The sequence below is a fragment of the Neobacillus driksii genome (assembly GCF_013409995.1).
GTDB lineage: Bacteria > Bacillota > Bacilli > Bacillales > Cytobacillaceae > Neobacillus > Neobacillus driksii.
Genome location: NZ_JACCBX010000008.1, coordinates 217313 through 231658, shown reverse-complemented (window position 1 = coordinate 231658; position 14346 = coordinate 217313). Strand labels below are relative to the sequence as shown.

The 14346-nt window shown below is 37.6% G+C and carries 12 protein-coding genes; 10 read left to right on the top strand and 2 right to left on the bottom strand.

Going from position 1 to position 14346, the window contains the following annotated elements:
• Window positions 1-46: 46 nt before the first annotated feature.
• On the top strand, window positions 47-1147 hold the full coding sequence (locus F4694_RS19215; RefSeq protein WP_179600900.1) for a threonine aldolase family protein: 1101 nt from the start codon (window positions 47-49) through the stop codon (window positions 1145-1147).
• A gap of 57 nt (window positions 1148-1204) precedes the next feature.
• Here the strand turns inward: F4694_RS19215 and F4694_RS19210 are convergent, their stop codons facing one another.
• The gene (locus F4694_RS19210; protein ID WP_179600898.1) at window positions 1205-2776 is read right to left on the bottom strand and encodes a hypothetical protein; all 1572 of its coding nucleotides are present in this window, start codon (window positions 2774-2776) and stop codon (window positions 1205-1207) included.
• A gap of 200 nt (window positions 2777-2976) precedes the next feature.
• On the opposite strand from F4694_RS19210, the gene F4694_RS19205 reads away from it, so the two are divergent.
• The 9 genes from F4694_RS19205 (at window position 2977) to F4694_RS19165 (ending at window position 13165) form a co-directional block, all read left to right on the top strand.
• Window positions 2977-3714, top strand: coding sequence for a DUF2161 domain-containing phosphodiesterase (locus F4694_RS19205; RefSeq protein ID WP_179600896.1), 738 nt, complete (start codon window positions 2977-2979; stop codon window positions 3712-3714).
• 291 nt (window positions 3715-4005) lie between these two features.
• Window positions 4006-4206, top strand: coding sequence for a cold-shock protein (locus tag F4694_RS19200; protein ID WP_026568674.1), 201 nt, complete (start codon window positions 4006-4008; stop codon window positions 4204-4206).
• Between the two features lie 604 nt (window positions 4207-4810).
• Window positions 4811-5971: a DUF3800 domain-containing protein gene (locus F4694_RS19195; protein ID WP_179600894.1), complete on the top strand. Its 1161-nt coding sequence runs from the start codon at window positions 4811-4813 to the stop codon at window positions 5969-5971.
• Between the two features lie 14 nt (window positions 5972-5985).
• Window positions 5986-6528, top strand: coding sequence for a GNAT family N-acetyltransferase (locus F4694_RS19190; protein ID WP_179600892.1), 543 nt, complete (start codon window positions 5986-5988; stop codon window positions 6526-6528).
• Between the two features lie 497 nt (window positions 6529-7025).
• The gene (locus F4694_RS19185; protein ID WP_179600890.1) at window positions 7026-8273 is read left to right on the top strand and encodes an MFS transporter; all 1248 of its coding nucleotides are present in this window, start codon (window positions 7026-7028) and stop codon (window positions 8271-8273) included.
• A 121-nt stretch (window positions 8274-8394) separates the two neighbouring features.
• On the top strand, window positions 8395-9300 hold the full coding sequence (locus F4694_RS19180; protein ID WP_179600888.1) for a LysR family transcriptional regulator: 906 nt from the start codon (window positions 8395-8397) through the stop codon (window positions 9298-9300).
• A 154-nt stretch (window positions 9301-9454) separates the two neighbouring features.
• Window positions 9455-10627, top strand: coding sequence for an acyl-CoA dehydrogenase family protein (locus tag F4694_RS19175; protein ID WP_179600886.1), 1173 nt, complete (start codon window positions 9455-9457; stop codon window positions 10625-10627).
• A gap of 33 nt (window positions 10628-10660) precedes the next feature.
• Window positions 10661-12226, top strand: a complete 1566-nt coding sequence (locus F4694_RS19170; protein WP_179600884.1) for a class I adenylate-forming enzyme family protein — start codon at window positions 10661-10663, stop codon at window positions 12224-12226.
• Window positions 12227-12340: 114 nt separating this feature from the next.
• Window positions 12341-13165, top strand: a complete 825-nt coding sequence (locus F4694_RS19165) for a sulfite exporter TauE/SafE family protein (protein ID WP_179600882.1) — start codon at window positions 12341-12343, stop codon at window positions 13163-13165.
• A 213-nt stretch (window positions 13166-13378) separates the two neighbouring features.
• Here the strand turns inward: F4694_RS19165 and F4694_RS19160 are convergent, their stop codons facing one another.
• Window positions 13379-14308, bottom strand: a complete 930-nt coding sequence (locus F4694_RS19160) for a DMT family transporter (RefSeq protein ID WP_179600880.1) — start codon at window positions 14306-14308, stop codon at window positions 13379-13381.
• Window positions 14309-14346: the final 38 nt, after the last annotated feature.

The following is a 14346-nucleotide window of genomic DNA, read 5'->3' as shown; positions in this document are numbered from 1 at the left end:
TTAGTATAAAATACCATTAGACAGTAGTCTTGAAGGGAGAATCGCAATGTCAGCGATAAATATTTTGGGTGAAGCTTATAAAAAGGCAAAGTATAAGGTGCCTGGTCATGGTTCTAGGAATGTCCAAGTGCTAAAAGAGGCATTAATGAATATCGATGGAGAGATGGAAAGCGAGATGTACGGAAAGGGAAAGGTCATCGACGACTTCCAAGAGAAAATGGCAAAATACCTTGGCAAAGAGTCCGCTGTATTCTTTCCAAGCGGTACAATGGCACAACAAATTGCCTTACGGATTTGGTGTGACCAAAAGGGGATCAAAAAAGTAGCATATCATCCATTAAGTCATTTGGAGATTCATGAGGAAGACGGATTGAAGGAATTACACCATATTGAAACGATTTTATTAGCTGATAAAGATAGCGTCATTGAGCTGGAAGATGTACTAGGATTAGAAGTGGAAATCGCTTGTTTATTGCTCGAGCTGCCGCAACGGGAGATTGGCGGCCAGCTTCCTGACTATAAAACATTGGAAGACATCTCAGCATTCTGCAAGGAAAAGGGGATCAAATTACATTTAGACGGAGCAAGACTGTTTGAAATTCTCCCCTATTATCAAAAATCGGCTGCAGAAGTCTGTGCTCTATTTGATAGTGTTTATGTTTCTTTCTACAAAGGGATTGGCGGGATTGCAGGAGCGATACTTGCTGGGGATAAAGCTTTTACGGAAGAATCAAAGGTTTGGAAAAGACGCCATGGCGGAGATTTAATCAGCCTGTATCCGTACATCATAAGTGCTGATTATTATTTTGACCAACGATTATCAAACATGAATCAGTACTACGAAGAAGCAAAAGAACTTGCCCAATGCTTGAACCAATGTTATCGTGTTTCGACCAAGCCCTTGGAACCAGTCTCTAATATGTTTCATGTCCATTTTGAAGCACCAAAAGACGAGATGGAAGTGATTCTAGCAGCAATCTACGAAGAAACAGGTATTGGCTTAACCGGTTATGTACGCGAAGTCAACAAGACAACTTGTTACTATGAAGTTAGCATTGGTGATTTGTATGCCACGCTGCCTAAGGAAGATGTAAAAATAGTCTTTCAACTGCTGGATGAAAAAATGAGAAGGCTTAAAACGCTATAACAGGTGAATGTTCCATAGATAGGAAAATCCCCATTTCATAAAATGGGGATTTTTTCATTAGATAATATAAGGTCCGAAGAAAATTGTTAATAGTAAAATGTGAAGGCCGACAAAATAGCTTATTCTTACCGTACCTGCCCAATCATTTGCTTTTTTAGTATGCATTGTTAACCAAAAAGCGATGATCGCAAATAAAATCATGTAAACGTACGAACTGCCGGTAAAGGTTAAGTAACTCGGTGCTTTCGTATAAATGGTATCTAAGAAAAATCGATCCTTCCAAATGAGTGCTGCTACAGCGTAAAGCCCAATTCCTGTATAAAAATACCAAACGGGATCGCGATCAGCGATTCGATTTCTAAAGATATACATAAATACAACGAAAAGAATTGGCCAGATAAACCAAATGACAGCAAAGGCAATTCCGAAAAAGGATGAAGTGATCATACCAAATGTCTTACCCAGTGCCTGAAGCCAATCGTCTTGTGTATACTTAATTAATGAATCGACTGTTTTAATATCCGAAGATGATACTTTAATTTTATGGTCATCACCGTCTAAATCTACCCATGCAATGATTTCTTCATTTATCCATTGTGGTTTGGTTGAAATTTCTGGTGTATTGCTTCGTCGCTCCGTTTTAGTGGTGCCACTTTCACTGATTTCCGCAGAATAGATATTAAAGGTCGTGCTGTCATTGAATTGAGTTTGTGTTTGCCCGTTCGCGTGAAAAAGAATAGTTGGTTTCCCATTACGAAACGTAAGAACGACATCAGAAACTTCCTTCAAGCTGTTTTGTCCAGCTGGATCTTCAAAGGTTAACTGGTTTAGAGTTTGCGCATTCGGATTTGTAATACTTGTTAGTAAAAAATAGTTAAAAAACTCTGGATTCCCGCCTTGTGTGGATTGAAGTTCTTCCTGAAGTAACAGTGTTAATGTTTGACCATCCAATGCAAACGCAATATCATTAACAGCTTTTCCTGGGTCGACATTTATTCTGGATTGGTATACGGTCGTCAATTTTTCATTTGCATGCTGCTGCAGTGTAACATCGACTCCTGTTGGATCGGATGTATAGGTCAATAGATTTACTCCCTCTTCGTTCTCTTGAGGTATGATATCGAGCTTATCTAAATCAATCTCCATTAATTTTTCAGATGTCTTCGTTTCTGGTGATAGTTGATAAAGCACATGATCTTTCACATAAAGTGTGGTCGTTTCTAAAGGATAAAACTTCTCAACATCGGAGACGAGCATATTCCTATCTTCGTCATAAATATTTTTAAAATCAAAATAGATAATCGTATTTTCTTTTTGATAAACCTGCGTCCATTTATTTACCGGTATGTTGTAGGTTTTCTCTTTTTTTACTGTGAAATCCTTGCCCAAAGTAGTAGTGGCTAATTTTCCATCTTCAAATCGTGTGAAAATAAAATCTCCATTTTCCGTCACCTTTACAGGTGGCAGTTGATTCAGTTCTGTTTCTCCTATTGTCAGAGCCCTGCTCCAATCATCTGCAGGGTGTTCAGTCACATCAGAAAAGTTTTCATAGAATAATAGGAGTATTCCTATTATCATAATAATCCCTGGTACAATCCAATGTAGCTTAGTTGCGAATTTCTTGTTCATATTAGACCCCCATGAAACATGTTCAAGTTCTCTATTTAGTTTGACTAAACAATATTAACATAATTCTGATAGATTAGGCTATTTCAAATACAAAGACTTTGTAAAAAAATGTTAGTAGTGATTTAACCTGCTATTAGATAATCCTCAAAGGCATTTTCATGGTAAGATAATAGGAGAAAACTGTGTTTTAGGAGATATATATGAAAGAAAAGAAGAAACTCCAAGAGGTAGATTTATATAAACCGATTCAGAGGTTTTTTTTACGAGAAGGCTATGAGGTTTACGGTGAAGTGAAGGACTGTGATATCGTCGCAGTGAAAGAGGATGAGCTAATCATAGTTGAATTAAAACTCACTTTAAGTGTCGATCTTCTTATTCAGGCGGTAAAACGACAAAAATTAACCCATCAAGTTTATATAGCAATCCCTAGACCAAAAGGCCGGCTGAATTCTAAGCAATGGGCTGAAAAATGTCATCTAGTGAAAAGATTAGAGCTAGGCTTAATTGTCGTTTCCTTTCCAGGTAATGGCTCGAAAGCAGATATACTGGTCCACCCAACTCCCTATACTGGTAAGATAGCAATCGGGAGAAATAAGTTGAAAAGAGATGCTATCTTGAAAGAGATAGGCGGACGCAGTGCTGATTTTAATGTAGGGGGAAGCAGTCGGACAAAAATTATGACCGCCTACAAAGAAAATTGTATCCAAATTGCTTGTTTTCTAGATAAACTGGGCCCCCTATCCCCGAAGGCTTTAAAGATTTTGGGTGCCGGTGATAAAATTCCCTCTATTTTAACAAAAAACTATTATGGATGGTTTGAACGGATTAAGAGAGGTACCTATGCGATTACTGAGAAGGGCAGGCTTGAAGTACAGCAGTATCAGGAGCTAGTTAAATATTATCTAGAAAAATTAGGGGAAGAGGGAGAATCCCATTGAAGGGTGCAACAAATAGGCATTAACTAGAGGCAGTCAAACCACGCATGTATTGAAAAAGCCTCCTCTTAGCACACCAATTTTGCCCAGCACGGACGATGTTATAAAAAGTATTTGAAACGGTCTAGAAAAAACTTTGGAGATTGATTTGCTTTAATTGGATATGTCTGTTATAGTAAAGAAGAATTATTTTTGTTTGTCAGTTGGATTAAAAAGTTTTCAAACTTTACGTCTAAAGAACTGAGCAAGGATAGTAACACAATGTGTGCACAGCACACGAGGAGGATACAACAAATGGAACAAGGTAAAGTAAAATGGTTTAATGCAGAAAAAGGTTTCGGATTCATTGAAAGAGAAGCAGGAGACGACGTATTCGTACATTTCTCAGCTATCCAAAGCGAAGGTTTCAAAACTTTAGACGAAGGTCAAGCAGTTACTTTTGAAGTAGAACAAGGTCAACGTGGACCCCAAGCTACTAACGTTCGTAAAGCATAATTGAACCGACATATATAAAAGACTCTCTTTTGAGAGTCTTTTTTTCGTTCTTTTAGGGGGATTGTGGCCTTGGATGAGGAAAATAAGGTTTAGTGGCTGCGATTCTGAGCTATTCGTGCCCGTGAACGAGGAAAAGTGGGGCTGGCGGTAACGAATAGGAGCTATTCGTGCCCGTGAACGAGGAAAATTGGGCTTGGCGGTAACGAATAGGAGCTATTTGTGCCCGTAAACTAAGAAAAGCAGGGTTAGCGGTAACGAATAAAAAATTAATCATGCCATAATCTCTAATAACCATCAAGGATTTACATACTTGTAAACAAAAAACCCTGCTCAGGAATTGAGCAGGGCAGGTAATCGAAAAACGTAAAACGTAAAGCAAATGGTAGACACAGTATAGCACACATTTAACGCAATCCCTAATTATTTTTGAAAATAATCAAAAAACGCACCTTTCTACGAACTTCTCCCTGTTTTTACCTCCAACCGATACATTCTCCTGAGTTCCAAAGGATTTGCTAGGAAAAATAACACATTTAAAAGGTTTATAGGATTTTTTGTTGAAATAAGTATAGTAAGTTTTTCCATTGGTGAGGTGAGGTAAAAATTGAATGATATCCAATATGCTTTTATAAATGAATTTGGCCATTACGGATTCGATTTTGATCAACCTGAGACTTCGACCCATTTTATAATCGTTTCTATACTAGTAAAAGATTCTGATAGAGAATTTCTCGAGCAGGAAGTAGAAAAAATTAAACGGAAACACCTTTCAAAAAAGGAAATTGACGACAGTCTTCGAATGGAAATCTTACAGAATTTAAAGGATTTACCTTTTAAGGTTTATGCCTATGTCATTGATAAGCGGAAAATTCGAGAAGATAGTGGCGTTACCTATGAAAAAACATTTATTAAATTTTTCAATCGAAAAATCTTTGATGATTTATATCGCACCTTTGATTCACTTGACCTTGTCGCGGATGAACAGGGATCAAAGGAGTTTACCCAGGAATTTATTGCATATGTAAAACAGAAGTGCATTCCAGACTTATTTAATTATTCAACGTTTGGTTTTAACAGCAGTGAATCCGATATTCTCCTCGAATTGGCAGAATTTATCGCTGAAACGATTGCAAAAGGGTATGACGCAAAACATCACTCTCATCAGTATCCATCGTTTTATAGACTATTAAAAAATAAAATCATCACGGTTAACCTTTGGCCGCATGATTACAAGCACTACCTATACGACTACCATTTTGAAAAAACGGACTCAGAAACCGATCAGATTATTATCAAACAAGCTGTTAACTTGGCTTATCAATACATCGAGAAACATCGAAAAAGTGAAGAAGAGGATGAAAGAGTCCGGATTGATTTACTGAAGTTTCTTTTATTCAATTTGAAAGAAAACCCGGATGATTATGTGTATACAGAAGAAATTCTTGATAACCTAAATGCTATTCGAGTAAATAAAATCAAGCAGCATTACTTTCGATCAAACATTGTTTCGAAGCTGCGCGACCAGGGCTTACTAATAGCTTCCAGCAACAAAGGCTATAAGCTGCCCGTTTGTTTAAATGATCTGTACGACTTTGTGAATCTATCTAGTTTAACGATACATCCAATGATACAAAGAATCGCAAAATGCAGAGATCAAATTCTCCTGGCAACAAACCGGGAAATAGATATCCTCGAAAAAGCAGAATATGACTATTTAAAAAGAGTAATTGAAATGGAAAAATTAGCGTTATTGAACAATGGGTAAAAGGGGAAGGTTCCATGTTTTCATTCAAAGTAGATGAGGAACTATCAATTGAATTATTGCAGCAGCATCAGAAGGAAGAATTATATGAATTAATCGATTCTAATCGTGAACATCTAAGAAAATGGCTATTGTGGGTGGATAAACGCAAATCGGCGGATGATTTTGAGATGATCATTCCAATTTGGATTAGAAATTACGCCGATAATAATAGATTCGACGCAGGGATTCGATACAATGGAAAATTAGTAGGGATGATAGGGCTCCATTATATCGATTGGAAAAATAGTGCAACCAGCATCGGCTATTTTCTGTCTGAAGAAGCACAGGGCAAAGGGATCATCACACGGGCAGTATCATCGTTGTTAAAATACTTATTCGAAACACTAAATCTCAATAGAGTGGAAATTCAAGTTGCAGTGAATAATCATAAAAGTATTGCGATTCCTGAAAGATTGGGTTTTGTTAGTGAAGGAATTAAACGTGACGGGCAATGGCTATATGACCATTACGAAGACATCGTTACATATAGTATGTTAGCAAAGGAATGGAAGTATTAGTAAGTAGTGACAGGTTCCGATTTATAAACGAACGATCAAAAAACACTCATCCAGATTCGTCGGAAGAGTGTTTTTTATTAAATATATGAATAACAATACCCATTCGTATTTGCTGCGAATTAAAAGTCTGTAACTTTCCCATTTATAATGTTTCTTTTATATAAATAAAATTGAAGTTACCATTAAAAATACTAAATTTACTTAAGAATAGTTTAAATATACAATATATTTAAACTATTCAAATAGTGAGGTGGATAAAAAAGAAATTATTACAGCAGACCATACAGTTAACCCTTGTATATGGAGACATGCGGTAAAACAGGATTGATAATTTTGGGTGCGCTTTCAACATTACAAAGGTAGCAATTAAACTGTAATGTGAACATCTTCCTCAGAATCGGTGAGTACCATTGTCATTAGTCTTAGCCATGCAAAAGGTAAATATCGTAACACCTTAGCAACGGTATAAAAAATTAAATAAAATGGAGTGACGGTTTATGGAGATGTTTGCTAGTAAGAAACGGAAAATGACTATTAGTGGTCTTTTATTTATTGGAATGGTTTTAAGCTTTTTTGATCGTGTTGCCCTTAATGTTGCGATAATACCTATGGGGGATGAGTTTAATCTTACTACCTCCCAAACAGGCTTGGCAATTAGTATATTCTTTATCAGTTATTCTTTAATGCAGCCACTTGGAGGGTGGATGACCGATAAATTCGGAGCAAGAGTTATGATTACAGTTTCCCTGTTAAGTTGGTCTTTATTTACTCTTGCGACTGGATTTGTTTGGTCATTTGTTACACTGTTATTATTTCGTTTCGTTTTCGGGATAGGGGAAGGTCCTTTTTACCCAGCAAGTATGTCAACCATACGGGATAATTTTCCTGAAAATGAACGAGGCCGCGCCAATTCCTTTTTCCTGTCTGCCCAAAATATAGGCGGAATCTTAGGCACCGCTCTTGCCGCGTCAATGGTGGTCGCGTTTGGCTGGAGGGGGATGTTTATCATTGCTGGTATTCTCGGTATTTTGGTGTCAATTGGATTTTGGTTTATCCTTAAGCCTAAAGAATCTGGGGAAACGACAATAACCACCCAGAAACGAAAGAAAGTTCCACTAAAGCTATTATTAAAAATAGAGAACATTTGGAAGTTAGTTTCATTTAAGTTTTTATCAAATATCATTAACTATGGTCTAATTTCATGGATGCCTATCTATTTAGTGAAGGAAAAAGGGGTGGATATTGTAGCAGCTGGGGGTCTAATGGCTATTCCTTATGTTGTCGGTTTCTTTATGTTTAATGTAAGCGGCTGGGTATTGGATAAATATATGGTTGGTCGCGAGAAGTATTTAGCTGCTGCAGGAGCTATATTATCTGCTATTTTTCTTTACCTTATGTCTAATGCTACGTCTGTTGGAATGTTCATAACATTTCTGACTCTTAATTCAGTAGCTCTTTCTTTCTTCGGTACCGTTCTTTATACAATTGTCATTAAATATGCACCACAGGAACTAACAGGTTCGGCCTCTGGGCTTGTGACCTTTGCAGGTCAAATCGCAGGTGCAGTTTCGCCGGTTGCAATCGGTTTTATCATTACACTGTTTAATGGCTCTTATAATGCAGCGTTTTGGTTTTTAGTATTTGCAGCATTGGCCGGTGTATTTGTTGCATTATCTATTAAGAATCATTCGAAAAAACCTATAAAAGAATTAGATAACAAAACGGCAGTCATCAATCGTTTTTAGATTAGGGAGAATCTGTAGTTGTCTGTTTGTAATATGATGGGTAAAATTTATTTCCCTATTATTGAATGGGTTTTCTATTAGAGGTATGATTCTAATATGAGGAATTAAAGGGGAATCATACATGAATATAGAACAATTGCAATATATCATTAAGGTTGCTGAGACGCGCTCTATATCAAATGCTTCAGAGAGCCTGCATATCTCCCAGGCTGGAATTAGTATGGCAATAACAAGCCTAGAAAAAGAGTTAGGTATAAAGATCTTCAAACGGTCTCGGTTAGGTACGGTTCCTACAGAAGAAGGAATGGAAATCATTCAAAAATCTTATGAGGTAATGAGCAAGTTGGAAGAAATAAGGGAAAGTGTCCAATTACAAACGAACACTATGGAAAAGGAGCTACGAGTGTCGTCCACTCAAAGCTTATTTCTAACAGTTTTACCTAAATCATTAGCCTTATTTAAGAAAAAGTATCCTAATGTAAATATTGTAATCGAAGAAAAAGGCGGACAAGAGGTCATTCATGATGTCTTAAATAATAAAATTGACATTGGTTTGTTAAATATCCCGAAAGAAAAACCAAAAGAGGAAGAGTTGGAATTTCAATCCTTGATGGAAGCAAATGTGGTGGTTTCTGTTAGTAAAAATTCCCCTTTGGCCGGTCGAAAAAGCATTAAACCGGGAGAACTGATTAATGAAAATCTAGTGGTATATAACGGTCCAAAAATGAAAGCGTTTATCCAGGACTTTTTTGATCAATATGGTGAGATGAATGTTTTATTCTATACTAATAACACAGAAATAATAAAAAAATCAGTTGCTGAAGGATTGGCAATTTCATTTTCTTATGATATGGGCTTGGGTAATGATCCATATTACCTGAGTGGTGAACTTGTTCCCATTCCATTTGCCGATACAAATATGATTTCCTTGGAGTTTGGCTGGGTTCGATCAAAAAAACAACATTTTTCAAGAGCTGCTAAAGAGTTTATAAGATGTCTTGAAATCCACACAGCTACTCTAAAATAAAAGTTTCCTATCTTAAAAATAGGAAGCTTTTTTCTGTTTTTTTATATCAATTTTATTTAAGTTTATATAATATATCATTATTTTACTTCAATTAAATTTATATATATAATTTACTTAAGATTATAAAAATTCACAAAAAGAGAGAAGGGGAAAAATGACAACGGTTGCAGTAGAGGAGTTATTGGTACTTCAAACAAAATTAAAGGATTTTATCCAAAATGAATTGCTTCCATATGAACAAAACAACCAGTTAAATGCTGAAGATGATATTCCCATGGAAGCCATACATTGGGTTAGAAAACGTTCAAAAGAATTAGGGTTTTATGGTATTAATCTTCCAAAAAAGTATGGAGGTCAGGATATCAGCTTAAAAGGATTATGTTTGTGTAAAGAAGAGCTGGCACGCTCGGGGGCTGTTCTCTGGGGGCAGGTCCTCGGAGAAATTGGCGGACCGCTAAGAATTGGACAGATGTTGGAAAATTTTACCCCGGAGCAGATAGAAAAATATGTTGTTCCAGTCATTACAGGAGAAACTAGCTGCTGCTTTGCGCTAACTGAACCGAATGCTGGGTCCGATGCATTTGCTATCCAAACGACAGCTGTGCGAGACGGGGACGATTATGTATTAAATGGGAAGAAGCATTTTATCAGTGCCGCGCCTTACGCAGATTTTGCGATTGTCATCGCGAAAGAATTAGTTGAATGCGAGAAACCGAGAATTACAGCTTTTATTGTAGATAAAATGACTTCGGAAAATCCTGGGTTTGAACTCGGAAATATTCAAGTACCAATATCAGGTGAACGTATTCATGCAGAATTACTCTTTAATCAATGCAGAGTTCCTGCCTCTAATATCATTGGAGCACCAGGTAAAGGGTTGCTGCTAGGATTAAAAAGAATTAATACAAATCGAGTCTCGCATGCTGCAGGATTTATTGGAATGGCGCAGCACTTACTTGATCTCGCAGTGGAGCAGGCAAAAACAAGGGTTCAGTTCGGGCAGCCGATAGGTGATTTTCAGGCAATTCAGCATATGCTAGCGGAAATGGCAACTGAAATCTATGCGGCTAGGTGCATGGTCTATGATGTGATTGAGAAAATTGACCGCGGAGAGGAGGATCGTGCCGGTGCCTCCATGGCTAAGCTTTTTGCTTCAGAAGTAAACAATCGCGTGGCAGATAAGGCCATTCAAATATTTGGTTCTCAAGGGTTGGTTAAAGGGCATCCGGTTGAAAAAATGTACAGAAGTTCACGAATGTACAGAATTCTTACCGGTACTTCAGAAATTCAAAAAAATACGATTGCAAAGGAATTATTAAAAGTTTAATTCTACGAATCTCGGAAGGAGGGAACAATTATCATGCAACAGTTGACATTTCAGTCATTGATATTCAAAGGATTAAATAGATTCGGAGAATTGCCAGCTATTACTTTGCTGCCATCAGAGGAAACCATTTCTTACAAGGAGTTATTGGAAAAAGTAGAACAGCTATCCTATTATTTGTTGCGATTAGGTGTAGGAAAAGGTACTCATGTTGCAACTATCATCCCAAATAGTTTAGAGGGAGTAATGTTTGGGTTAGCGGTTCAGCAATGCGGTGCGACTTTAGTACCATTAGGTGAAAATTTAGGTACTCGTGAAGTTGCTTTTATTTTGAATGAAGCTAAACCAAAAGTGGTAATTATGGCAACACAGCCCCATGTTTCAACCATTCTAGAATACTTGGAAAAATCAAACGATTCTGGGGTACATATTATCGGTCTTCCGGGTCTTGGTGTCAGTTATCCGGAAAAGTTTGAGGTATTCCTAATGCCGGAAGGAAAAACAGACATGGCACTGCCGGTTTCCTCAGAAGAAGATCTTGCTCTACTATCTTACACAGGTGGAACAACCGGTACTCCTAAAGGTGTAATGCATTCGCAAGCTGGATTAGGCGCTTCAATCATCTCTGCTTCCATCGAAGATCCGCTTGATGATAGGGACCGTTTATTGCTAAGCACTCCCATCGTGCACTCTGCAGGTTCGCTTCTTTGGAGAGCGCTCGTCTCAGGGGTTCATGTCCATTTGATGCGCTCCTTCGATGCTGAACAATTCATTCATGCGATTAAAGAATACAGAATTACCACCACATTCTTGGTCCCAACTATGTTATACAGGCTTATCGATCAGACGAAGAAGATGATTTATGATGTAAGCTCTATGAGGAATATATACTATGGTGCTTCACCTATTTCCCCAGCACGGCTGAAGGAAGCTTTTGAAATCTTTGGCCCAATCATGCGCCAGCAGTATGGGATGACGGAATGTAATATCGTCATTAGCAGATTATCGAAAAGTGCCCATCTTTGGGCGTTCCATAATAATCCTGAAGCCTTGAAAAGCTGTGGTAAGCCATGCCTTTTAACTGAGATTCGACTTATTGATGATAAAGGGAATAATGTAAAGCCACTTGAACTTGGAGAGATTGTAGTAAAATCACCTGCAATGATGAAAGGATATTACCTGAGACCGGAGCTTACCCAAGAGTCAATCCGTGACGGATGGTTCTATACTGGTGATATAGGGATGTGGGATGAAAATGGATTTTTGTATATCAAAGATCGAAAGAAAGATATGATTATCTCCGGCGGTATGAATGTCTATTCCTCAGAAGTGGAAAGAGTGGTAAATCAGCATCCTAGTGTTGCCTTTAGCGCTTGCATTGGAGTCCCTCATCAAGATTGGGGCGAAGCTGTCTGTGTAATTGTAACACTTAGAGATGGATTCAGCTGTACAGAGGAAGAAATCATTACTTTTTGCAAGGAGCGCACATCAAAGTATATGGTTCCAAAGGCAGTTTATTTCAAAGAATCTCTCCCACTTACACATATTGGGAAGGTTGATAAGAAGGAATTAAAAAAGATGTATGCAGAGATGGTTTACTGACCTGCTAAGACAATGAAAGCTGGGAGGGGTTCATTCCCAGCTTTATACCATTAGGAGGGGCCAATGAAAGAAATAGGTATTCCATAGGAAAGTCGACTCTTTAGGAGGATGAAAATGGATTTAACAACGGGGCTAATGCTTCTATTAATCGGAATTTTAGCTGGCGGTTATGGAACAATTGTTGGTGCCGGAGGAGGGTTTATTTTTGTTCCTGTCCTATTAACCGTTTTTCATATTGAGCCTGCTGTTGCATCTAGTTCAGGTTTGTTTATCGTTTTTATTAATGCCATTTCTGGAGTTTTTGGTTACGCAAGGAAAAAGAAAATTTATTACCGATTGGGAATTACCCTAGGAATAGGAGCATTACCGGGTACCCTAATCGGTGTTTGGTTACTGCGATTGTTCTACTCTAATTCCTTCTATTTTATTTTTGCAAGTATTTTAGTTTGTCTGGGAATATTTTTATTTATTAAAAATTCTCCAATTGTACTAAAAAGAAAAGAATGGGTTCATCCAGTTTCGGAGGATGGAGATGAACGGATATCTTCCCGCAAGGCGGATAGAGATCTTTCGAATTTACCCAGTCTTCAACTAAAAAAGTTACTCCCATTAGGTTTCTTGATGGGGATTTTATCCAGTTATTTAGGTATAGGCGGAGGATGGCTGCTTGTTCCAATGTTAGTCTACTATTTGCATGTTTCTCCTCAACATGCAACGGCTACATCCATTTTTAGTTTATGCATATATTCGATCGTTGGTATTATATTTAATCTTTTTTATAGCACCATTGATTGGATGATAGTTGTTTGGGGAGGAATAGGAGTCACAATAGGTTCCCAATTAGGTGTCATATCGTCTCAGAAAATACCAAGTAAAGTTATTTTTCAAATGCTTTCTGTTTTACTTATTATAATTGGATATCGGATGTATTTTACTTGATCCTACCATTCTTTAAAGTCTACCGAACATAATTCTTTTTTTATATGCTGCTCCAGTTGCAAGGGAAGCCTATATTTTTAGCAATATAGGCAAACACAATATATTAAAATTACAATCACGAAAAGAAATTAAAGGACAAAAAAGCTTGATTAACAATATTTGAGGGTACTTGTAGGAACGGAAAAAAAGGTTTCAACTAAACTTCAAGATTATTCAGCGGGAATCCGCCACTTTAACTGCAGGTATTTTCCGATTAAATAACTTCGTACTTGTTCCAATAAAAACTCCGGTTAATACAAACCCAGCTCCAATTCCGTGAGCCCAGGTGAAGGTTTCTCCTAAATAGAGGGTAGCCATTAATACCGCAGATACTGGCATGACATTAATAAAAATCGAAGCTTTGGCAGCACCAACCTCTTTGATTCCATAATAATACATAATAAATGAAACTACGGTTACAAAAATACTCATATGCGCAATCGCCACCCATGTTGAGAAATCAGCCTGGGTGATATCCTGCCAGGATGTTTCAACAAATGCAAACGGTGCTAAGAAAACAGTACCAAAAGCAACCGCATAGGTGGTAGATTCAACGGCACTATATTCTTTCAAAACCACCTTTCCAACTACACTGTACAACGCCCAGCTTATAACGGCGCCAAGTAAAACGAAGTCAATGGTCTGGAAGCCTAATTGGAACAAGGAAAGGATATGTCCATCGGTGATAATAATCGCTGCTCCTGATAAAGCAATCACCATGCCAATAATATGGTTCTTCGTGATTTTTTCTTTTAAAAATACCCCCGATAAAAGGACGATTAACACCGGGTTTGAGGCGATAAAGAGTGAACTCTTAATAACGGGTGCCTGTTTGGTGGCAATAAAAAAGCAAATATTATAGAGTGCAATACCCGTTAAGCCGAGAACTGCAAATAGTCCATAATCCTTGAGTGTCGGTTTCTTTCGATTTTTTTCCATGACCCACATAATCGGAAACAATAGGACAGCAGCCCCAAAAAATCGCAAAAATGCAACAGTGGCCGGTTCAAAGCTTTGAACGGCAATTTTACCTGCAATAAAGGCACTACCCCATGTAGCCGTGGCGATAAACAACATTCCGTAAATCATCCATTTCTTTTTCATTCCAATCCCCTAACCAATCATTTTAATAACTTGTATTG

Bases quoted from the DNA above. Each gene is read 5' to 3' on its own strand.
- F4694_RS19215 (WP_179600900.1), top strand. From the start codon at position 47: ATGTCAGCGATAAATATTTTGGGTGAAGCTTATAAAAAGGCAAAGTAT.
- F4694_RS19210 (WP_179600898.1), bottom strand. From the start codon at position 2,776: ATGAACAAGAAATTCGCAACTAAGCTACATTGGATTGTACCAGGGATT.
- F4694_RS19205 (WP_179600896.1), top strand. From the start codon at position 2,977: ATGAAAGAAAAGAAGAAACTCCAAGAGGTAGATTTATATAAACCGATT.
- F4694_RS19200 (WP_026568674.1), top strand. From the start codon at position 4,006: ATGGAACAAGGTAAAGTAAAATGGTTTAATGCAGAAAAAGGTTTCGGA.
- F4694_RS19190 (WP_179600892.1), top strand. From the start codon at position 5,986: ATGTTTTCATTCAAAGTAGATGAGGAACTATCAATTGAATTATTGCAG.
- F4694_RS19185 (WP_179600890.1), top strand. From the start codon at position 7,026: ATGGAGATGTTTGCTAGTAAGAAACGGAAAATGACTATTAGTGGTCTT.
- F4694_RS19180 (WP_179600888.1), top strand. From the start codon at position 8,395: ATGAATATAGAACAATTGCAATATATCATTAAGGTTGCTGAGACGCGC.
- F4694_RS19175 (WP_179600886.1), top strand. From the start codon at position 9,455: ATGACAACGGTTGCAGTAGAGGAGTTATTGGTACTTCAAACAAAATTA.
- F4694_RS19170 (WP_179600884.1), top strand. From the start codon at position 10,661: ATGCAACAGTTGACATTTCAGTCATTGATATTCAAAGGATTAAATAGA.
- F4694_RS19165 (WP_179600882.1), top strand. From the start codon at position 12,341: ATGGATTTAACAACGGGGCTAATGCTTCTATTAATCGGAATTTTAGCT.
- F4694_RS19160 (WP_179600880.1), bottom strand. From the start codon at position 14,308: ATGAAAAAGAAATGGATGATTTACGGAATGTTGTTTATCGCCACGGCT.